At 73.8% G+C, this 20,151-nt stretch carries 21 protein-coding genes and 1 pseudogene; 13 read left to right on the top strand and 9 right to left on the bottom strand.

Annotated elements, in window-relative coordinates; genetic code table 11:
• Nucleotides 1-45: 45 nt before the first annotated feature.
• Entirely contained in the window at nt 46-492 is a 447-nt protein-coding gene (locus tag BGO37_RS11800; protein WP_291755091.1) for a DUF3093 domain-containing protein, read from the bottom strand.
• 66 nt (nt 493-558) lie between these two features.
• On the opposite strand from BGO37_RS11800, the gene dut reads away from it, so the two are divergent.
• Genes dut through BGO37_RS11780 form a run of 4 tightly spaced genes read left to right on the top strand, consistent with a single transcriptional unit; the run spans nt 559 to nt 2,920 of the window.
• Nucleotides 559-1,044 carry a dUTP diphosphatase gene (gene dut, locus BGO37_RS11795; RefSeq protein ID WP_291755088.1) on the top strand — a complete coding sequence of 162 codons (486 nt, stop codon included), beginning with the start codon at nt 559-561 and terminating at the stop codon, nt 1,042-1,044.
• 44 nt (nt 1,045-1,088) lie between these two features.
• Nucleotides 1,089-1,826: a DUF3710 domain-containing protein gene (locus BGO37_RS11790; protein ID WP_291755086.1), complete on the top strand. Its 738-nt coding sequence runs from the start codon at nt 1,089-1,091 to the stop codon at nt 1,824-1,826.
• 1 nt (nt 1,827) lies between these two features.
• Nucleotides 1,828-2,196 carry an OB-fold nucleic acid binding domain-containing protein gene (locus BGO37_RS11785; protein WP_291755084.1) on the top strand — a complete coding sequence of 123 codons (369 nt, stop codon included), beginning with the start codon at nt 1,828-1,830 and terminating at the stop codon, nt 2,194-2,196.
• Nucleotides 2,189-2,920 (top strand): DUF3159 domain-containing protein, encoded by a 732-nt coding sequence (locus tag BGO37_RS11780; protein ID WP_291755083.1) that lies wholly within the window; start codon nt 2,189-2,191, stop codon nt 2,918-2,920. The genes BGO37_RS11785 and BGO37_RS11780 overlap by 8 nt, the downstream gene beginning before the upstream one ends.
• Here the strand turns inward: BGO37_RS11780 and BGO37_RS11775 are convergent.
• Together BGO37_RS11775 and BGO37_RS11770 are read right to left on the bottom strand one after the other, a co-directional pair.
• Complete coding sequence (locus tag BGO37_RS11775; RefSeq protein WP_291755082.1) at nt 2,853-3,527, bottom strand: TrkA family potassium uptake protein; 675 nt, start codon at nt 3,525-3,527, stop codon at nt 2,853-2,855. The two genes, BGO37_RS11780 and BGO37_RS11775, sit on opposite strands and share 68 nt — an antisense overlap.
• Nucleotides 3,524-4,174, bottom strand: coding sequence for a TrkA family potassium uptake protein (locus BGO37_RS11770; RefSeq protein WP_291755212.1), 651 nt, complete (start codon nt 4,172-4,174; stop codon nt 3,524-3,526). Before BGO37_RS11770 ends, BGO37_RS11775 begins: the two co-directional genes overlap by 4 nt.
• Nucleotides 4,175-4,269: 95 nt before the next feature.
• Between BGO37_RS11770 and BGO37_RS11765 the strand changes: the two genes are divergently transcribed.
• The 8 genes and pseudogenes from BGO37_RS11765 to BGO37_RS11730 all read left to right on the top strand — a co-directional run bounded on the left by BGO37_RS11765 (nt 4,270) and on the right by BGO37_RS11730 (nt 13,678).
• Nucleotides 4,270-6,273, top strand: coding sequence for an APC family permease (locus tag BGO37_RS11765; protein ID WP_291755081.1), 2,004 nt, complete (start codon nt 4,270-4,272; stop codon nt 6,271-6,273).
• The gene (locus BGO37_RS11760; protein ID WP_291755079.1) at nt 6,263-7,501 is read left to right on the top strand and encodes a class I SAM-dependent RNA methyltransferase; all 1,239 of its coding nucleotides are present in this window, start codon (nt 6,263-6,265) and stop codon (nt 7,499-7,501) included. Before BGO37_RS11765 ends, BGO37_RS11760 begins: the two co-directional genes overlap by 11 nt.
• 83 nt (nt 7,502-7,584) lie before the next feature.
• Nucleotides 7,585-7,761: a translation initiation factor 2 gene (locus BGO37_RS11755; protein ID WP_291755077.1), complete on the top strand. Its 177-nt coding sequence runs from the start codon at nt 7,585-7,587 to the stop codon at nt 7,759-7,761.
• Nucleotides 7,762-7,866: 105 nt separating this feature from the next.
• Nucleotides 7,867-10,540: pseudogene (locus BGO37_RS11750) on the top strand (aconitate hydratase).
• Between the two features lie 136 nt (nt 10,541-10,676).
• Complete coding sequence (locus tag BGO37_RS11745; RefSeq protein WP_291755211.1) at nt 10,677-11,210, top strand: serpin family protein; 534 nt, start codon at nt 10,677-10,679, stop codon at nt 11,208-11,210.
• Nucleotides 11,207-11,935, top strand: a complete 729-nt coding sequence (locus BGO37_RS11740; RefSeq protein WP_291755075.1) for a serpin family protein — start codon at nt 11,207-11,209, stop codon at nt 11,933-11,935. Before BGO37_RS11745 ends, BGO37_RS11740 begins: the two co-directional genes overlap by 4 nt.
• Before the next feature lie 73 nt (nt 11,936-12,008).
• A complete protein-coding gene (locus BGO37_RS11735) occupies nt 12,009-12,929 on the top strand; it encodes an ABC transporter ATP-binding protein (protein WP_291755072.1) in 921 nt (306 codons plus the stop codon).
• Nucleotides 12,926-13,678, top strand: coding sequence for an ABC transporter permease (locus BGO37_RS11730; RefSeq protein WP_291755070.1), 753 nt, complete (start codon nt 12,926-12,928; stop codon nt 13,676-13,678). Before BGO37_RS11735 ends, BGO37_RS11730 begins: the two co-directional genes overlap by 4 nt.
• 25 nt (nt 13,679-13,703) lie before the next feature.
• On the opposite strand, the gene BGO37_RS11725 is transcribed toward BGO37_RS11730, so the two are convergent.
• From BGO37_RS11725 to BGO37_RS11710, 4 genes are read right to left on the bottom strand one after another with little or no spacing between them, the layout of a single operon-like run.
• Complete coding sequence (locus BGO37_RS11725; protein ID WP_291755067.1) at nt 13,704-14,597, bottom strand: aminoglycoside phosphotransferase family protein; 894 nt, start codon at nt 14,595-14,597, stop codon at nt 13,704-13,706.
• The gene (locus tag BGO37_RS11720; RefSeq protein WP_291755064.1) at nt 14,594-15,268 is read right to left on the bottom strand and encodes a CoA pyrophosphatase; all 675 of its coding nucleotides are present in this window, start codon (nt 15,266-15,268) and stop codon (nt 14,594-14,596) included. The genes BGO37_RS11725 and BGO37_RS11720 overlap by 4 nt, the downstream gene beginning before the upstream one ends.
• Complete coding sequence (locus tag BGO37_RS11715) at nt 15,265-16,023, bottom strand: type 1 glutamine amidotransferase (RefSeq protein WP_291755063.1); 759 nt, start codon at nt 16,021-16,023, stop codon at nt 15,265-15,267. Before BGO37_RS11715 ends, BGO37_RS11720 begins: the two co-directional genes overlap by 4 nt.
• The gene (locus tag BGO37_RS11710; RefSeq protein ID WP_291755061.1) at nt 16,020-17,477 is read right to left on the bottom strand and encodes a GuaB1 family IMP dehydrogenase-related protein; all 1,458 of its coding nucleotides are present in this window, start codon (nt 17,475-17,477) and stop codon (nt 16,020-16,022) included. The genes BGO37_RS11715 and BGO37_RS11710 overlap by 4 nt, the downstream gene beginning before the upstream one ends.
• Before the next feature lie 53 nt (nt 17,478-17,530).
• Here BGO37_RS11710 and BGO37_RS11705 point away from each other — a divergent pair, with 53 nt between their 5' ends.
• Nucleotides 17,531-18,118, top strand: a complete 588-nt coding sequence (locus BGO37_RS11705) for a DUF4126 domain-containing protein (protein WP_291755060.1) — start codon at nt 17,531-17,533, stop codon at nt 18,116-18,118.
• A gap of 3 nt (nt 18,119-18,121) precedes the next feature.
• Here the strand turns inward: BGO37_RS11705 and BGO37_RS11700 are convergent, their stop codons facing one another.
• Nucleotides 18,122-19,015 carry a carbohydrate ABC transporter permease gene (locus tag BGO37_RS11700; protein WP_291755058.1) on the bottom strand — a complete coding sequence of 298 codons (894 nt, stop codon included), beginning with the start codon at nt 19,013-19,015 and terminating at the stop codon, nt 18,122-18,124.
• Nucleotides 19,012-20,106 carry a carbohydrate ABC transporter permease gene (locus BGO37_RS11695; RefSeq protein WP_291755057.1) on the bottom strand — a complete coding sequence of 365 codons (1,095 nt, stop codon included), beginning with the start codon at nt 20,104-20,106 and terminating at the stop codon, nt 19,012-19,014. The genes BGO37_RS11700 and BGO37_RS11695 overlap by 4 nt, the downstream gene beginning before the upstream one ends.
• Nucleotides 20,107-20,151: the final 45 nt, after the last annotated feature.

The following is a 20,151-nucleotide window of genomic DNA, read 5'->3' as shown; positions in this document are numbered from 1 at the left end:
GCGGCCGGTTCCCTTCCGGGAGCCGGCCGTTGTCATGCGCGGCTCTCAGGCCTGACGGACCTCGGCGAGCGCCGCGACCAGCTCGCCGGGACGGCGCGTCGAGACGATCCAGTACGGCGTCGGGTCCTGCGGGTCGCAGAGCTCGACGCGGACGGCCGAGTGCACCCAGCCGCGCAGGCAGACGAAGGCGCGCGCGTCGAGCTCGGGGCCGAGGGCCGAGCGCAGCGCGTCCCCGGACAGCGGCGTGGCCTCGCCGAGCAGGTCCACCGGGATGTGCGCGGAGCCGGCGCGCAGCTCGCCGCCCGCGATCGCGACCTGCGGCGTCAGGGCAGCGGCGGCGACGAGCCCCAGCACGACGGCCACGGCACCCACCCCCCACGCCAGGGCGATGCTCACGGGGAAGAGGACGAGCCCGACCAGCGCGCCGAGCCCGGCGGCGACGAGCCACCCGGCCGGGCCGGGCCACAGCCGTTCGTGGAAGGGGGCGGTCACGGGCGCAAGCATCGCATCGTCGCCGATCGGCGTGATTCGGCGCGCCAGCAGGTAGGGTCGGCCACCGTGACCGAGCCGAGCATCGAGGTTCTCATCCAACGCCTCGACCCGGAGCTCCCGCTCCCGGCCTACGCGCACCCGGGCGACGCGGGTGCCGACCTCGTCACCCGCATCGACGTCACCCTCGCGCCGCGGGCGCGCGTGACGGTCCCGACCGGCATCGCGATCGCCCTGCCGGACGGGTACGCGGCGTTCGTGCACCCCCGCTCCGGCCTGGCGGCCCGGCACGGCCTGACCATCGTCAACGCCCCCGGCACCGTGGACGCCGGCTACCGCGGCGAGATCGCCGTGACCCTGCTCAACACCGATCCCGCCGAGCCGGTCGTGCTGCGGCGGGGCGACCGCATCGCCCAGCTCGTCGTGCAGCGCGTCGAGCGCGCGCGGTTCGTCGAGGCGCAGCGCCTTCCGGGCTCGCACCGGGGCGACGGCGGGTTCGGGTCCAGCGGCGGCTGGTCCGCACCAGCCGCGCCGACGAGCGACACTGGGAACTGACGCATCACGACGCGTGCCCAGCACGCCAGGAGGAGAGAAGCACCGTGGCCTTGTTCCGGCGTGGCGCCAAGAACGCCACCACCGACGACGTGGCGCCCGACGAGACCGCACCGGTCACCGACGGCTCCGAGCTCACGTCGGACGACGAGCCGGCGGCCGCGCGCACCGGCGGGCCGTGGGACGTCGACGACGACGTGCCCGACCTGGCACGCGTCGACCTCGGTGCCGTGCGCGTCCCGGGCCTCCAGGGCATGGAGTTCCGGATGGAGGTCGACCAGAGCACCGGCGTGGTCACGGGCGTCTCCGTGTCCCTCGACGAGTCCGTGCTCCAGGTCCAGGCGTTCGCCGCCCCGCGCACCGAGGGGATCTGGGACGAGATCCGTGCCGAGATCGCCCAGTCGATCACCCAGCAGGGCGGCACCGTCGACGACCTGCCGGGCCCGTTCGGGCGCGAGCTGCTCGCACGCATGCCCGTCCGCACGCCCGAGGGTCGCACCGGGCACCGCCCGGCGCGGTTCGTCGGCGCCGACGGCCCGCGCTGGTTCCTGCGGGGCGTCATCACGGGCAAGGCCGCGGTCGACCCGGCCGCCGCCGAGCGGCTCGAGCAGGTGTTCGCGCAGACGGTGGTCGTGCGTGGCACCGAGGCGCGCCCGCCCCGCGACCTGCTGGCGCTGCAGCTGCCGGGCGCGGCGACGGGGCTCGCCCCGGTCTCCGACGAGCCCCGCCCGGAACCCGACTTCGACCCGCTGACGCGCGGTCCCGAGATCACGGAGATCCGCTGACATGGGCTTCAAGCAACGGTTGCACCAGGCGCTGGCCTCCCGCGCGGAGATCGAGGCCGTCGAGGAGCGTGAGCAATCCGCCCGATCGGTCGGCTGCACGCCCGTCGCGGACCTGAGCTCCCGCGCTCGCGCGACGGTCTCGGGCGTGCTCCGCTCGGTGACGCTCCGCCCCCGCGAGGGCGTGCCGGCCCTCGAGGCCGAGCTGTACGACGGCAGCGGGTCGCTCGACCTGGTCTGGCTGGGCCGGCGGGAGATCCACGGCGTCGAGCCCGGTCGGCGCCTGCGCGCCGAAGGGCTCGTGTGCGAGGTCGACGGACGCCGCACCGTGTTCAACCCGCGCTACGAGCTGGCCCCCCGTCCCGGTGAGTGAGCCGAGGCCGGCGCCCGACGAGCGGACGTCCGAGGGCGCGGCCGGCGGCCGCGGGCTGCGCGCGCTGACCGGGGACGAGTTCTCCGCGACGGACGCGATCGGCGGCTGGCGGGGCGCCGCCGAGTCCGTTGCGCCGGGTGTGCTCTTCGTCGTCGTGTACCTGGTGGCCGGCCAGCGCATGGTGCCCGCGCTCGTCGCGTCGCTCGGCGCGGCGCTGCTGGCCGTCGTCGTCCGCGTGGTGCAGCGCACGCCCGTGACCCAGGCGTTCTCCGGCGTGCTCGGTGTGGTGGTTGGCGTCGTCTGGGCGTGGCGCACCGGGCGGGCCGAGGACTACTTCCTCTACGGCCTGTGGGTGAACGTCGCCTACGGCCTCGGGACGCTGGCCACGATCGTCGCCGGGTTCCCGCTCGTCGGGCTCGTCGTCGGGCTGTTCGACAACCGCGGGCCGCTCACGGGCGGGTCGTGGGGCCGCGTGGTGGCCTGGCGCTCCGACCGCGCGCTGGCACGCCGGTACGCGCTGGCGACCTGGCCGTGGGTGGCGATGTTCGCGCTGCGGCTCGTCGTCCAGGTGCCGCTCTACCGCAGCGCGCAGGTGGCGTGGCTCGGCACGGCCAAGCTCGTCATGGGGCTGCCGCTGACGGCGCTCGTGCTGTGGCTCAGCTGGCGCCTGGTCCGTCGGTCAGCAGCTTCTCCAGCGTCTCCTCCGACACGTCCCGCCCCGTGACGAAGAGCAGCTCGTCGCCGGCCTCGAGCGTGTCGTCGGGGCTCGGTGCGATGGGTCGCGTGTCGCGCACGATGCACGCCAGCACGGTGTCCTGAGGCCAGACCACCTGCCCGACGAGCACGCCGGCCAGCGGAGACGCCGGGGGCAGGGTGAGCTCGAGGATGTCGGCCCGCGACTGGTGGAACGTGAAGATCTTGACGATGTCGCCGACGGCGACGGCCTCCTCGACCATCGCCGTCATGATGCGCGGCGTGGAGACCGAGACGTCCACGCCCCAGGCCTCGTCGAACATCCACTCGTTCTTCGGGTTGTTGACGCGCGCGACCGTGCGGGGGACGCCGAACTCGGTCTTGGCCAGGAACGCGATGACGAGGTTCGCCTTGTCGTCGCCGGTCGCGGCGACCATGACGTCGCACTGCTCGGCCCGCACCTCGCGCAGGGTCGGCAGCTCGCAGGCGTCGGCCAGCAACCACTCGGCCTCGGGGACCTGGGCGACGCGCATGGCCGTCGGCTGACGGTCGATGAGCGTCACCTCGTGCTCGTGGGCGAGCAGCTCGCGGGCGATGGAGCGGCCGACGGAGCCGGCTCCGGCGATGATGACCCTCATTCGGTCACCTCCGGGGCGTGGGTGAGGATCCGTTCGACCTCGGGGAGGGCGGCGGCGCGGACGAGGACGTGCACGACGTCGCTCTCCTGCAGCACCGTCTGGTCGTCGGGCAGGACGCCGTCGCCGTAGCGCGTGAGGAAAGCGACGCGGGCGCCGGAGGCACGCTCCAGGTGCCGCAGCGGGTGGCCCACCCAGTCGGCGTGGACGTCGACCTCGGCCAGGCTGATCTGCCCGGACGCGTCGCGGAACTCGTCGGTCGCGCCCATCGGCAGCAGGCGGCGCAGCACCTGGTCGGTGGTCCACCTCACCGTGGCGACGGTGGGGATGCCCATGCGCTGGTAGATCTCGGCGCGGTGCGGGTCGTAGATGCGAGCGACGACGTTCTGCACGCCGTAGGTCTCGCGCACCACGCGGGCGGCCACGATGTTCGAGTTGTCGCCGTCGGCGACGGCCGCGAACGCGAACGCGTCCTCGATGCCGGCCTGCGCCAGCGTGTCCCGGTCGAAGCCGAGGCCGGTGACCTTCTTGCCCTCGAACGAGGCGTCGAGCCGCCGGAACGCGTCGGCGTTCTGGTCGATCACCGCGACGGAGTGCCCGCGGCTCTGCAGCGACATGGCCAGCGTCGCGCCCACCCGGCCGCAGCCCATGATGACGAAGTGCACGAGGCGGAACGCTATACCGACGCGGGGCACGGGGCCGTCCCTCGTGTCCCGGGACGGGCTTCGGCATAGCATCGGGCACCGTGCCCGACATCTCCGATGCCACGAAGCGGCTGCTCCTCGGCCGCCCGGTCCGCAGCGAGCGGCTCGGGCACACGCTCCTGCCCAAGCGCATCGCCTTGCCGGTGTTCGCCTCCGACGCGCTCTCGTCCGTCGCCTACGCGCCGGACGAGGTGCTGCTGACGCTCTCGCTCGTGGGCGCCTCCGCGTTGGTGGTGTCGCCGTGGGTGGGGGTCGCGGTGGCGGTCGTCATGATCACCGTCGTCGCGTCGTACCGGCAGAACGTCCACGCCTACCCCTCGGGCGGTGGCGACTACGAGGTCGCGACCGAGAACCTCGGTCCGACCGCCGGCGTCACCGTGGCCTCGGCGCTGCTGGTCGACTACGTCCTGACGGTGGCCGTGTCCGTGTCCTCCGGTGCCCAGTACGCGGCGACCGCGCTGCCGATCCTGCGAGGCCACGAGACCGAGTTCGCGATCGTCGTCGTCGTGCTCCTCACACTGATCAACCTTCGCGGTGTCAGGGAGTCCGGGACCGCCTTCGCGATCCCTACCTATCTCTTCATGGCGTCGATCGGCGCCCTGGCCGTCGTCGGCGCCATCCGCTACGTCGCCGGGACCCTCCCGCTCGCCGAGAGCGCGGGGTTCCACCTGATCCCCGAGGCGGGGTACGACGCCGGGCTCACCGGCGTGGCCGGCGGCTTCCTCGTCCTGCGGGCCTTCGCGTCGGGCTCCGCGGCGCTCACCGGGGTCGAAGCCATCAGCAACGGCGTGCCCTCGTTCCAGAAGCCGAAGTCGAAGAATGCCGCCACCACCCTCGCGCTGCTCGGCGGCATCGCGATCACGATGATGCTGTCGATCCTCCTGCTCTCCAGGGCGACCCACCTGCAGCTGGCCGACGACCCCGCCGACCAGCTGCTCTCGGGTGGCACGCCGGTCGGCAGCTCCTACGTCCAGCACCCGGTGATCAGCCAGCTGTCCGCGGCGGTCTTCGGTGGGCGCGGCGTCATGTACGTCGTGATCGCGGTCGTCACCGGCCTGATCCTCGTCCTGGCCGCGAACACCGCGTTCAACGGGTTCCCCGTCCTCGGCTCGGTGCTCGCCCGCGACGGGTTCCTGCCGCGCCAGCTGCACACGCGCGGCGACCGGCTGGCCTTCTCCAACGGGATCATCACGCTGGCCGCGGGTGCGATCGTCCTCATCTGGGCCTTCCACGCGCAGGTGACGCACCTGATCCAGCTGTACATCGTCGGGGTGTTCGTGAGCTTCACGCTCAGCCAGCTCGGCATGACCAGGCACTGGACGCGCGTCCTGGCCACCGAGCAGGACGAGGCCCGCCGTGCCCAGATGCGCCGGTCGCGCGTCATCAACGGCTTCGGGTTCTTCCTGACGGGCGTCGTGCTCGTCGTCGTGCTCATCACGAAGTTCGTCCGCGGCGCCTACATCGCGATCCTCGCCATGGCGTGCGTGTTCGTCATCATGAAGGCGATCAACCGGCACTACACGCGGGTGCGCAAGGAGCTGGCGCTGGGCGACGACCTCGCCGAGGCGAGGGCGCTGCCCAGCCGGGTGCACGCCATCGTCCTCGTGTCCCACCTGCACCGGCCGACGATGCGCGCGCTGGCCTATGCGCGAGCCTTCCGCCCCCAGGAGATCGAGGCGATCACCGTCGGCGTCGACGCCGACGAGGTCACCGCGCTGCGGGAGCAGTGGGACTCCCTCGACATCCCGGTGCCGCTCAAGGTGCTCGACTCGCCGTTCCGCGAGATCACCCGGCCGGTCATCTCGTACGTCCGCTCCATCCATCGCGACAGCCCGCGGGACCTGGTGGTCGTCTACATCCCCGAGTACGTCGTCGGGCACTGGTGGGAACAGCTGCTGCACAACCAGAGCGCGCTGCGCCTCAAGGCCCGCCTCCTGTTCACCCCGGGGGTCGTGGTGGCCTCGGTGCCGTGGCAGCTGTCGTCCACCGCGGGCCAGACCGGCCTCGAGGAGTACGCCCCGGGGACGATCCCGCGTGCCTACTGACCAGGACGTGGACCTCGTCGACCTCGTCGTCGGGCCGGTCGCGCACGGCGGGCACTGCGTCGCGCGGCTGGACGGGCGGGTGGTGTTCGTCCGGCACGCGCTGCCGGGCGAACGGGTGCGCGCGCGCCTGACGGAGTCCGGGGAGGGCAGGTCGTTCTGGCGGGCCGACGCGGTCGACGTCCTCGACGCCTCGCCCGACCGGGTGCCGTCGGTGTGGCCGGCTGCGGGCCCGGGCGGCGTCGGCGGCGGCGAGCTGGCCCACGTGGCCCTGCCGGCGCAGCGCGCCTGGAAGCGGGCGGTCCTCGAGGAGCAGCTGCGCCGGCTGGCGCACGACGAGCGCGCGGTGCCGGTGCTGGCGGCCCCGGGCGACGACGAGCGCGGCGGTCTGGCCTGGCGCACGCGGATCGACCTGGTCGTGGACGGCGCGGGTCGCGCGGGCATGTACCGCCACCGCTCGCACGACGTGCTGCCGCTGGCCGACATGCCGCTGGCGTCGGAGGCCGTCGCGGGGCTCGGGCTGTTCGACCGGCGCTGGCCGGCGGGCGCGCGGATCGAGGCCGTCGTGCCGGCGGGCGCGCAGGCCGGCGTCGTGCTCGTCGACGGCGCCCCGTTCGACCTGTCGCGCGGGCGGCCGGACCCGCGGCCCAACGCGCGCACCACCGTGCAGGAGCAGGTGACGACGGCCGCGGGCCGGTGGACGTACCGGGTCTCGGCGGCGGGCTTCTGGCAGGTGCACCGCGAGGCACCGGCGGTCCTCGTGGGCGCGGTCCTGGACGCAGCCGGCGACCTGGCCGGAGCCCGCGTCCTGGACCTGTACTCGGGTGCCGGTCTCTTCACGCTGCCGCTGGCGGACGCCGTCGGCGAGGGCGGCGGGGTCGTGGCGGTGGAGGGCGACGACCGGGCGGTCCGGGACGCCCGCCGGCTGCTGCACGACCGCCCGCAGGTCACGCTCCGCGCGGGGGAGGTGGGCGGTGTGCTCGCGTCGGGCGTCGGGGCAACCGACGTCGTGGTCCTCGACCCGCCGCGCACGGGCGCCGGCCGGCGTGTGGTCGATGCGGTGGCCGCGCTCGCGCCGCGGCGCGTGGTCTACGTCGCGTGCGACCCGGCCGCGCTCGCGCGCGACGCCGCGCTCTTCGTGGCGGCGGGCTACACGCTCGATGCGGTGACGGGCTACGACCTCTTCCCGATGACGCACCACGTGGAGGCGGTGGCGGTCCTCACCCGGTGACCGTGTTCGTCGGGCCGCCGCAGGCCTGGGCGCCTACCGTGGGACGTGCAGGACCACGGATCCACGGGAGGGGAGGACCGGCGATGGGATCGACCCACGACGAGCTGGCCGAGCGGCTGGTGCGAGCGAAGCGGCAGGTGACCGAGGAGCTGGCCAAGCAGGGCACGCCCGAGTACGACCACCGCGCCTACGAGCGGGCGGTCGAGGCCGAGCGCAAGGCGTCCGACGAGCTCGAGAAGGCGAGCGGCACGACCGCCTGACGAGACGCCGGCCCGTCGCACGCGCGAGCGGCCGCGCAGGGGGAGGCCCGGTGATATCTTGATGTCGAGATAATCCCCCCGGAACGACCCGGAGAAGGAGCCGCAGTGAACAGCGTGGACACGTTCGGTGCCAAGGGAACACTCCAGGTCGGCGGGACGTCGTACGAGGTGTTCCGGCTGGCCACGGTGCCGGGCCTGGAGCGGTTGCCGTTCAGCCTCAAGGTGCTGGCGGAGAACCTGCTGCGCACCGAGGACGGTGCCAACATCACCGCCGACCACGTGCGCGCGCTGGCCGGCTGGGACCCGGACGCCGAGCCGGACACCGAGATCCAGTTCACGCCCGGGCGCGTCATCATGCAGGACTTCACCGGCGTGCCGTGCGTCGTCGACCTCGCGACCATGCGCGAGGCGATCGCCGACCTGGGCGGCGACCCGACGCGGATCAACCCGCTGGCGCCCGCCGAGCTCGTCATCGACCACTCGGTCCAGATCGACGTCGCCGGCCGGCCGGACGCCTTCGAGCGCAACGTCGAGCTGGAGTACCAGCGGAACCACGAGCGCTACCAGTTCCTCCGCTGGGGCCAGACCGCGTTCGACGACTTCAAGGTGGTGCCGCCGGGGACGGGCATCGTGCACCAGGTCAACATCGAGTACCTCGCGCGCGTGGTGATGACCCGCGACGTCGACGGCGTGGTGCAGGCCTACCCCGACACGTGCGTGGGCACCGACTCCCACACGACGATGGTCAACGGGCTGGGCGTGCTCGGCTGGGGCGTGGGCGGCATCGAGGCCGAGGCGGCCATGCTGGGCCAGCCCGTGTCGATGCTCATCCCGCGCGTGGTGGGCTTCAGGCTGACCGGGGAGATCCCCGCCGGCGTCACGGCGACCGACGTCGTGCTGACGATCACCCAGACGCTGCGGTCGCACGGCGTCGTCGGCAAGTTCGTCGAGTTCTACGGCGAGGGCGTGGCCGCGGTGCCGCTGGCCAACCGGGCGACGATCGGCAACATGAGCCCCGAGTTCGGCTCGACCGCGGCGATCTTCCCGATCGACGAGGTGACGCTGGACTACCTGCGCCTCACCGGGCGCTCCGACGCGCAGGTGGCGCTCGTCGAGGCGTACGCCAAGGAGCAGGGACTGTGGCACGACCCGTCGCGCGAGCCGGTGTTCTCCGAGTACCTCGAGCTCGACCTGTCCACGGTGGTGCCGTCGATCGCCGGGCCGAAGCGCCCGCAGGACCGGATCGAGCTGTCCCGCGCCAAGCAGCAGTTCGAGCGGGACCTGCCCGCGTACGTCCCCGAGCTGGCGGGGGTCGACGAGGCCGACGAGGAGTCGTTCCCCGCGTCGGACGCCCCGGCGTACAGCGCCGACGGCCACGCGCGGCACCACGTCGTCGATTCGAACGGCAAGGAGTTCGAGCTCTTCCACGGCGCGGTGGCGATCGCGTCGGTGACGAGCTGCACCAACACGTCGAACCCGTCGGTGATGCTCGCCGCCGGCCTGCTGGCGCGCAAGGCGGTGGAGAAGGGCCTGACCGCCAAGCCGTGGGTGAAGACCTCCATGGCCCCCGGCTCGCAGGTGGTGACGAACTACTACGAGAAGGCCGGCCTGTGGCCGTACCTGGAGAAGCTCGGCTTCCACCTCGTCGGCTACGGCTGCGGCACGTGCATCGGCAACTCCGGCCCGCTCGACGAGAAGGTCTCGGCCGTCGTCAACGAGCACGACCTCGCGGTGGTCTCGGTGCTGTCCGGCAACCGCAACTTCGAGGGCCGCATCAACCCCGACGTCAAGATGAACTACCTGGCCAGCCCGCCGCTGGTCATCGCGTACGCGCTCGCCGGGACGATGGACTTCGACTTCGAGACGCAGCCGCTCGGCCGCACCGAGGACGGCTCGCCGGTGTTCCTGCGCGACATCTGGCCGAGCCCGGAGGAGGTGCAGGCGACGATCGACTCGTCGATCGACGCCGGAGGGCGACACCTTCGGCTGGGACGCCGAGTCCACCTACGTGCGCAAGCCCCCGTACTTCGAGGGCATGGGCGCCGCCCCGGAGCCGGTGACCGACATCGTCGGGGCGCGCGTGCTGGCCAAGCTCGGCGACTCCGTCACCACCGACCACATCAGCCCGGCGGGGTCCATCAAGCCCGGCAGCCCGGCGGCGCAGTACCTGCAGGCGCACGGCGTGGAGCGCAAGGACTTCAACTCGTACGGCTCGCGGCGCGGCAACCACGAGGTGATGATCCGCGGGACGTTCGCCAACATCCGGCTGCGCAACCAGCTGGTGCCGGGCGTCGAGGGCGGCATGACCGTGAACTTCCTCACCGGCGAGCAGGCGACGATCTACGACGCCTCGGTCGCGTACCAGGCGGCCGGCGTGCCGCTCGTCGTGCTCGGCGGCAAGGAGTACGGCTCGGGCTCGTCGCGCGACTGGGCGGCGAAGGGCACCAGCCTGCTGGGCGTCAAGGCCGTCATCGCGGAGAGCTTCGAGCGCATCCACCGGTCGAACCTCATCGGGATGGGCGTGCTGCCGCTGCAGTTCCCGGAGGGGCGCACCGCCGACGCGCTGGGCCTCGACGGCACCGAGACCTTCGAGATCACCGGCGTCGCGGAGCTGAACGGCGGGACGACCCCTCGGACGGTCGCGGTGCGAGCGACGAAGGACGACGGCTCCGTGGTCGCGTTCGACGCCGTGGTGCGCATCGACACCCCCGGCGAGGCGGACTACTACCGCAACGGCGGCATCCTGCAGTACGTGCTGCGGCAGGTCGCCGGCGTCTGAGGCCGAACCGCAACGTGGGCGAGCGCAAGGCCGTGCCCGCCGCCGACATGATCCCGGCATGGGACGAGGTCGAGCGGTGGCGGGTCTGGTCGCGTGCGTGCTCGCGCTCGGGGCGTGCGCCGGTCGGGGGGCAGCGGTGACGACGATCCCGCCCGGCGGCGATCGCACGGCGCACGGGCTGCAGACGGGGTCCGGGGTGCGCGACGCGGTGGCGCCGGGCACGGCGACGGCGGTCGATCCCGTCGTCGCCGCGACGTGGCGCGCCGGCTTCGCGGCGCTGGCCGCCAGCGACCCGGCCGACTCGCCGGGCGGTGCGGTCGTGTCTCCCGCGAGCCTCCTCGTGGCGTTGGCGATGCTCGCCGAAGGGGCCGACGGTGCGAGCGCCGCGAGGCTCGACGAGGTCCTCGGCGCCCCGGGCCAGGAACGCACCGACGCGGTGAACGCCCTGACGGCGGCCCTCGCGCGGTACGAGGGCGACCCGGCGGCGGTGCAGGCGAAGGAGCTGCCCGCCAAGCCGGTGGTGCACGTCGCCAACCAGGTGGTGGTGGACGACGGATGGCGGATCACCGAGTCCTACCTCGCTCGGCTCGTCCGCGGGTACGGCGCGGGCGTGCTGGTGACGGACCTGAGCTCGGCGGCCGGGAAGAAAAGGACCTCGACGCCTGGGTGAACGAGAACACGGGCGGGCTGGTGAAGAGGTCGGCCGTCGTCCCGGACCCGATGCTGGCGCTGGTGCTCCAGAACGCGGTCGCGCTCGCCGCCCGCTGGCAGCAGCCGTTCGACGCCGCAGGCACCGACGACGGGCCGTTCACCCTGCCGTCGGGCGCGCAGGTCACGGTCGCCACCATGCACCAGACCGGCAGCTTCGCCTACATCCAGCGCGACGGCTGGCGCGCGCTCCGGCTGCCGTACACCGCGGACCTTCACGCCGACGTGATCCTGCCGCCCCCCGGCTCGTCGGCGGCGGCCGATCCTGCCAGGGCCGACCCGGCCACGGTGGCCGCCCTCGTCGCGGCGCTCGGCACCGCGGCGGCGCAGGACGCGTTCGTCGCGCTGCCGAAGCTCGACATGACGACGAAGGTCGACCTCCTCCGCTCGATCACCGCGATGGGTCTGGGCCGGCTGCTCGATCCGAGCACCGCGGGCCTCGACGGTATGCTCGAGCAGCCCCACCCGGCGCTGTACCTCGGCCAGGCATGGCAGCAGGCGGTGCTCACGGTCGACGAAGAGGGCACGCGGGCGGCCGCGGTCACCGAGCTCGGGGTGGCGGCCGCCGGCGCTCCCGCGCCACCGCCGGTCGAGCTCCTCGTCGACCGGCCCTACCTGTTCGTCGTCGGCGACGGTGAGACCGGCTGGCCGCTGTTCCTCGCCTCCGTGCTGGACCCCCGGGCCTGAGCGCAGCCGGCACGCGCTGGTCAGCGGGCCTCTGATCTGGACGGCGTGGGCCAGGGGGACCAGGGTTGGCACCGTGACCCCGTCCCCTCCCGCGTTGTCGCTGCGCGGCGTCCGCAAGGTGTACTCGTCCGCGGCCGCGCCCGTGGTCGCCGTCGACGGGATCGACCTCACCGTCGAGGCGGGGGAGATCGTCGCGGTCCTCGGCCCGAACGGCGCCGGCAAGACGACGACGCTCGACATGGTGCTCGGGCTCATCGCCCCGACCGAGGGGACCGTCGAGGTCCTCGGGGGCACCCCGGAGACCGCGGCCCGCGGCGGGCGCGTCTCCGCGGTGCTCCAGTCGGGCGGGCTGCTGCGCGACCTCACCGTCGGCGAGACCGTGCTGGCGATCGCGGCGCTGCACGGCGCGCAGGGCCGGATGGCCGTCGTCATGGAACGGGCCGGCGTCACGGACCTGGCGCGGCGCAAGGTGCGCGCCTGCTCCGGCGGCGAGCAGCAGCGGCTGCGGTTCGCGCTGGCGCTGCTGCCCGACCCGCAGGTGCTCGTGCTCGACGAGCCGACGGCGGGGATGGACGTCGGCGCGCGGCGCTCCTTCTGGGAGACCATGCACGAGGAGACGCGCGACGGCCGGACCGTGCTGTTCGCGACGCACTACCTCGAGGAAGCCCAGGCGTTCGCGCCGCGGACGGTGCTCATCGACCACGGCCGGATCCTGGCGGACGGGCCGACGGCCCAGCTGCGGGGCCTCGTCGGCGACCGCACGGTCCTCGCCACGGTGCCCGGTGCGGCCGACGGTGTGCTCGACCGGCTGCGGGCGGTGCCGGGAGTGCGCGAGGTGCACCGCGAGGGTGAGCGCGTCACGGTCAACGGGACCTCGTCCGACGACGTCGCCCGCATCCTGCTCACCGAGCTCGGCGGGCACGACCTGGAGATCGCCGCCCCGACGCTCGAGTCGGCGTTCCTCGCACTGACGGGGGAGGGGGACGGGGAGTGAACGCGACCTACCTGCGGATCGACCTGGTACGGCAGCTGCGCGACGGGATGTACATCTCGTTCGTCATCGCCCTCCCGGTGGTGATGTACGTCCTCTTCGGCACCGCGTTCGGCGCGAGCGCCGACGCCGTCGGGAGGGGCGACACCCGGTTCTACGTCATGACCGCGATGGCGGCGTACGGGGCGTCGATCGCTGCGACGTCCATCGCCGCCTCCGCCGCGATGGAGCTGCTCCAGGGGTGGGGGCGACAGCTCGCCCTGACGCCCCTGCGGCCGCCGGGGTTCGTCGCGACCAAGGTGGTCGTGGCGCTGGTGGTGTCGGCGGTCGGGGCGCTGGCGGTCACCGTGGTCGGCGCCGCCACCGGTGCGCGGGTCACGGAGCCCTGGGTGTGGCTGGCGACCTTCCTCGTCACGTGGCTGGGGTCGTCGATCTTCGCGCTGTACGGCCTGGTCATCGCGCAGCTGTTCCACTCCGAGAGCGCCATCGGCGTCGCCTCGGCCTCGCTCGTGGTGTGGGCGTTCTTCGGCAACCTCTTCGTCCCGCTCTCCGGCACCGTGCAGCAGATCGCCCGGTGGACGCCGATGTACGGGTACGCGGGGCTGGCGCGCTGGCCGCAGATGCAGGGGCACTCGGTGACCAGCACGCACGTCGACCCGATGTGGACGCTGGTCCTCAACTGGGTGGCGTGGGTCGCCGTCTTCGCCGTCCTGGCGATGTGGGCCACGCGCCGGGGCCGCGCCCGGCAGTGACCGCGGGCGGCCGGCCGGCGCCGCCTCAGCGGAGGTCGGACGCGAGCTCGCGGAGCGCGTGGGCGCCCGCCGCCGCGAGGCCCGGGTGCTCGTCCGGGTGCGCCGTGTAGGGCGGCACCAGCGCGGCGGCCCAGGCGCGCGCCCGGACATGGAGCGCGGCCAGCCGGTCAGGCGAGAGCGAGGACGCCGCGGCGTACGCCGCCCAGAACCGGGCGCGGCCGGTGGCGGTGAACGTCGCCCACGCGGCACCGAGGTCCGACGCCGGGTCGCCCGCGGCGACGTCGCCGAAGTCGAGGATCCCCGCGAGGCCGTCGTCGGCTGCCAGGAGGTTCGCCGGGTGTGGGTCGCCGTGCAGCCACACCGCCGGGCCGTCCCACGCCGGCGCCGCCAGCCCCTGCCGCCAGGTGTCGAGAAGCACGTCGTGGGCCGGGTGGGCCGCCAGCCGCGCGGAGACGACGTCGTCGCGCGTGGCGAGCGGGACGCCCCGGAAGGGGTTGGCGGGTGCCTCGGCGGGTGCCGGCCGGTGCAGCGCCGCCAGGGCGCCGGCCAGCTCCGCGGCCCAGACGTCACGCTCGGCGGCCGTCAGCTCGTCGGCCGGTGTGCCCTCGATCCAGGCGACGACGCTCCACGGCCACGGGAAGCCACGACCGGGGCGACCGAGCCGCACCGGGACCGGCACCGCCACGGGCAGCAGGGGTGCCAGCACGGGCAGCCAGCGCTGCTCGTGCTCCACCAGGGGAGCGGCGACCGCGCGGGCGGGCAGCCGGACCGCGAGGTCGTCGCCGAGCCGGAACGTGACGTTGTCCCAGCCCTGCGCGGCGCGCACCAGGGGCAGGCCGGCGAGGTCCGGGTGCTGCCCGGCCAGCAGCGCGCGGACCAGGGCCTCGTCGACGGCGATCTCGTGCAGCGGGTGGGTCACGGCACGACGACGCGCTCGTGCGACCAGGGGCGGGTCCAGCCGACCGCGTCGAAGAGGCCGTCGAGCACCATCGCCGTGAAGCCCCAGACGAGGATGCCGGCCACCTCGAAGGCGGGCGTGCGCACGGTGGCGCCGGCCCGCCGGTGGACGACGACCGCCCGGTTGGCCGGGTCCAGGAGGTCGGCGACCGGGACGCGGAAGACGTCGACGGTCTCGGCGTGGTCGACCGCGGCCACCGCCGAGGGGCGCGCCCACCAGGCCGGCACCGGCGTCACGCGGTGGTTGCTGACCGGCAGCGCGAGATCCGCGAGCGTGCCGAGGACCTCGACGCCGGCCGGGTCCAGCCCCGTCTCCTCGACCGCCTCGCGCACCGCGGCCTGCTCCGCCGTCTCACCGGGCTCCAGCCCGCCGCCGGGGAAGGACACCTGCCCGGGGTGGTGGCCGAGGGTGGCCGCGCGCCGCTGGAGCAGCACGTCGAGGTCCGCCGGCACCGGGCCGCCCGCGCGGGCGGGGACGCCGTCGAGGCGGCCGAACAGCACCAGGACGGCCGCGTGACGAGCGGTGGCGGGAGCGTCGAGCACCCGGCCGGCGTCGACCCGCCACTCGATGCCGCGCCGCACGAGCGCGACGAGCTCGGCGCGGGCGTCCGCGTCGGACGGGGCGGCCGTCACCGCGCCGCCGTGGTGGCCTCGTCGTGCGCGCGCTGCGCGACCTGCGCGGCGAACCGGCCGGCCAGCGCCGCACCGGCCGCGGCCACGCCGGGCAGCAGCGCCGCGCCGTCGCTGCGGATCCGCCCCACCTCGTCGTCGGACAGCCCCGACACCATGTCGGGCGTCGAGAGCCACAGCTGGAGGTGGCTCTCGGTCAGCTCGACGTGGAACTGGAGGCCGAGCGCGGACCCCCACCGGAACGCCTGCACCGGCGTCGCCGCGGTCGACGCAAGCAGCGTGGCGCCGTCCGGCAGCTCGGCGGCGTCGGAGTGCCAGTGCAGCACCGTCGGCGACGAGCCCGCCGGGCCGAGGGCGCTCAGCACCGGGTCGTCCGCCACCAGGTGCACCGGTCCGAACCCGACCTCCTGGCCGGCGCGGCGGAACAGGGGCGCGCCCAGGGCCAGCCCGAGCAGCTGCATCCCGAGGCAGACCCCGAGCACCGGCACGCCGGCGGCCGCGGCGTCGGCGATCAGCCGGGTCTCGGCGGCCAGGCCGGGGTGGCCGGCGACGTCGTCGGCATCCATCGGGCCGCCCATGACGACGAGCCCGGCGAGGTCGTCGGCCGCGGGCAGCCGGGCCTCCGGGTCGTCGAGCACCGTCCGGACGCGGTAGGGCGTGCCGAGGAGCCCCCCGATGAGACCGGGTCCCTCGTGCGGCGCGTGCGTGAGGACGAGGACGGGCTTCGGCTCGCCCGTCGCCTCCGCCGCGCCGGTCACCAGCCGTCCGGCAGCGGCCGGCCCTCGTCGAACCCGGCGGCGGACTGGAGCCCGACGACGGCCCGCTCGTAGAACTCGCCGAGGGTCGCGGCGCCGACGTACGTCGCCGCCGAGCGCACGCCCGACGTGATCTGGTCGAGCAGGTCCTCGACGCCCGGCCGCTGCGGGTCGAGGTACATCCGCGAGGAGCTGATGCCCTCCTCGTAGAGACCCTTGCGCGCGCGGTCGAACGCGGAACCGCCCCGGGTGCGGGCCGCCACCGCCCGCGCCGAGGCCATGCCGAAGCTCTCCTTGTAGAGCCGGCCGTCGGGGTCCGCGTGCAGGTCGCCGGGCGACTCGTGGGTCCCGGCGAACCAGGAGCCGATCATCACCTGGGAGGCGCCGGCCGCCAGCGCGAGCGCGACGTCCCGGGGGTACCGCACCCCGCCGTCGGCCCAGACGTGGCGGCCGAGCCGACGGGCCTCGGTGGCGCACTCGAGCACCGCGGAGAACTGGGGACGTCCGACGGAGGTCATCATGCGCGTGGTGCACATCGCGCCCGGGCCGACGCCCACCTTGATGACGTCGGCCCCGGCGTCGACCAGGTCACGCACGCCCTCGGCGGTGACGACGTTCCCGGCGACGACGGGCACGCCCGGCGCGAGCGAGCGCACCGCGGCCAGGGCCTCGAGCATCTTCCGCTGGTGGCCGTGCGCCGTGTCGACGACGAGCACGTCGACCTCGGCCTCGAGCAGCTCGGCCGCCTTGCGCTTCGGGTCGCCGTTGATGCCGATCGCCGCGGCGACGCGCAACCGTCCCCGGTCGTCGAGCGCCGGGGCGTAGATCGACGAGCGCAGCGCGCCCACCTGCGTGAGGACGCCGACGAGCCGCCCGGACGCGTCCACCACCGGCGCGAAGCGGCGACGGGCGGCGTGCAGGCGATCGAAGGCCGTCCGCAGGCCGGACGCGCCGCCCTGCTCCAGCACCGCGAGGTCGATCGTCGTCGGGTCGGACGCCATCACCTCGGCGACCTGGGTGTACCGGTCGACGCCCTGGCAGTCCGCCTCGGTGACCACGCCGACCGGGCGCCCGTCCGCGACCGCGACGGCCGCGCCGTGCGACCGCTTGCCGATGAGCGCCAGCGTCTCGCCGACCGTGTCGTGCGGTGTCACCGTCACGGCGGTCTCGACGACGCTGTGGCACCGCTTGACCTTGGCGACGACGTCCGCGACGACGTCGGACGGGGTGTCCTGCGGCAGCACGGCCATGCCGCCGCGGCGCGCCACCGTCTCCGCCATCCGGCGGCCGGCGACGGCGGTCATGTTGGCGACCACCACGGGGATGGTGGTGCCCGTCCCGTCGGTGGTCGCGAGGTCGACGTCGAACCGGCTGGAGACCTCGGAACGGGAGGGGACGAGGAAGACGTCCCCGTAGGTGAGGTCGTGGGTGGCCTGGTGGCCGGGCAGGAAGCGCATGGCAACCCCCTTTCGCGCCATCGTAACCGGCACCTTCGCGCTACCGTCGAGCCATGTTGGCCGCCCTCACCGGGATCGGGCTGTCCGCCGCGGCCGGGCTCAACGCGTACATCCCGTTCCTGGTCGTCGCGCTCCTCGACCGGTTCACCACCGTGGTCACCCTGCCGTCCGGCTACGAGTGGATGTCGAGCTGGTGGGCGATCGGCATCGGCGTGGCGCTGCTGCTCGCCGAGATGGTGCTCGACAAGATCCCGGCGGTCGACTCCGTCAACGACGCCGTGCAGACCTTCATCCGGCCGGCGAGCGGCGGCGTGGTCTTCGCGGCGACGAGCGTGGCGAAGGACGTCGAGTCGTCGAGCTGGATCCAGGCGCACCCGTGGGTGACCGTGCTGGCCGGCGTCGCCGTCGCCGGGCTCGTCCACGCCGGCAAGGCCACCGCGCGGCCCGTGGTCAACGTGGCGACCGCCGGCGCCGGGGCGCCGCTGGTGTCGACGGCGGAGGACGGCGCCTCGGTCGGCCTCAGCCTCGTCGCGGTGTTCGTGCCGGTCCTCGTCGTGCTGCTGCTCGTCGGGCTCGTCTGGGCCTTCGTCGGGCTGCGCCGGCGGTGGCGCCGGCTCGCCCGGACCGCCGCCCCGGGCTGAGCCCTACTCCTTCACCGCGCCCGCGCCGGTGCCCATGATGCGGCGCTGGAAGACGAAGAAGAGCACGGCGACGGGGATCGTCATGATCGCGGCCGCGGCGAGCTTCAGCGGGTACTGCGTGCCCGAGCCCAGGCCGCCCGAGGCCAGCTGCGCGACGCCCTTGGTCAGGGTGAACAGGCGCGCGTCGCTCGACGCGACGATGAAGTGGGACAGCTCGTTCCACGAGCCCTGGAACGCCAGGATCGTGATGGTGATGAGCGCCGGCGTCGCCATGGGCAGGACGATCGACCACCACAACCGGAACGTCCCGGCGCCGTCGATGCGTGCCGCCTCCTCGACCGAGGCGGGGATCGACTCGAAGAAGTTCTTCATGATGAAGATGCCGGCGGCGTCCGCGATGAGCGGCACGATGAGCCCGACGAACGAGTTGTAGATCCCGAGCTGGTTGATGACCAGGAACTTCGGGATGAGCAGCACGACGCCGGGCACGGCCATCACCGCGACCAGCGCGGCGAAGGCGACGCTGCGGCCGAAGAACCGCAGCCGCGACAGGGCGTACCCCGCGAGCGAGTCGACGAAGACGCGGCCGGCCGTGACGCAGACGGTGACGATGAGCGAGTTGCGGAACCAGAGCGGGAAGTCGGAGCTGCCGAAGAGCTTCTGGTAGGCGGCGGTGGTCCAGGTCCTGGGGAACAGGGACAGCGCGTTCTGCTGCGCCTCGGCGTCGGTCTTGAAGCTCGTCACGACCTGGATGAGGAACGGGTAGATGTACGCGACGGCGATGACGACGAGCACCACGTAGACGGCGATGGTGCCGGCCCGGTGCGGCCGGCGCCGCTCCGTGACGGTCCGCCGCGGCGTGGTCGTCGTCGGCGACGCGGTCGTGGTGGCGCTCATCGCGTGCCCCCCTCCCCGCGCACGAACCGCTTGCGGCGCGGGACGGTGTCCCGCTCCCGCAGCACCAGGCGCTGCAGCACGGTGAACACCACGATGATGACGAAGAGGATGAACGCCACCGCGGCGCCCGAGCCCCACTTCTGCTCGTTGAAGGCGCTCTGGTAGGAGAGGAAGGCCGGGGTGAGGGTCGTCTTCCCGGGGCCGCCCTGGGTCCCGGTGTAGATCTGGTCGAACACCTGCCAGCACCCGATGAGCCCGAGCGTCACGACCGTGAAGATCGTCGGGCGCAGCATCGGCACCGTGATGCGGCGGAAGCGCTGGAACGCGGTCGCGCCGTCCATCATCGCCGCCTCGTCGACGTCCGCCGGGATGGACTGCAGCGCGGCGAGGAACAGCAGCATGAAGGTGCCGGACGTGGTGAAGACCGCCATGAGGATGAAGGCCGTCATGGCGACCGACGGGCCGGCCAGCCACTCCCACCACGAGATGCCGACGAACCCGTGGTTCGCCAGCGGGCCGGGCGGCTGCTGCACGCCGAGCTTGCCGAGCAGCAGGTGGATGAGGCCGCTCGGCTCGCTGAACCAGTTCGGTCCGTGCCAGCCGACCCACCCGAGGACGCCGTTGATCGCGCCCGTCGACGTGAACAGGAACAGCCACAGCACGGTGATCGCGACCGAGCTGGTGACCGAGGGGAAGTAGTACGCCGTGCGGAAGAAGCCCTTGCCGCGCAGCATCCTGCGGTTGACCAGGAACGCGAGCACCAGGGAGAGCACCGTCTGGACGGGCACGACGAAGAGCACGTAGTAGAAGTTGTTGCGCAGCGACGTCCCCAGGTCCGCGGTCGTCAGGCCGCCGCCGAGGAGCAGCGTCGAGTAGTTCTTGAAGCCGACGAAGCTGACGCCCGCGGCCAGGGGGCTGCCTCGGCCCCTCCAGTCGGAGAAGCTCACCCACAGCGCCATGAGCACGGGCACCACGAGGAAGACGACCAGCAGCACGACCGCCGGGGCGATGAAGACCCAGCCGGCGCCGTTGCGCCGCGTGACCGAGCGGTACTTCCTCCGCCGGACCGGGCCGGCCGCGACGGCAGTCATCCTTGCCTCCCACGTCCCGAGGCGACGGCCGCGGGGTGGCCGGGC

Source organism: Cellulomonas sp. 73-92, from assembly GCF_001898175.1.
Classification (GTDB): domain Bacteria; phylum Actinomycetota; class Actinomycetes; order Actinomycetales; family Cellulomonadaceae; genus Cellulomonas.
This window is presented reverse-complemented; position numbering and strand designations above follow the sequence as displayed.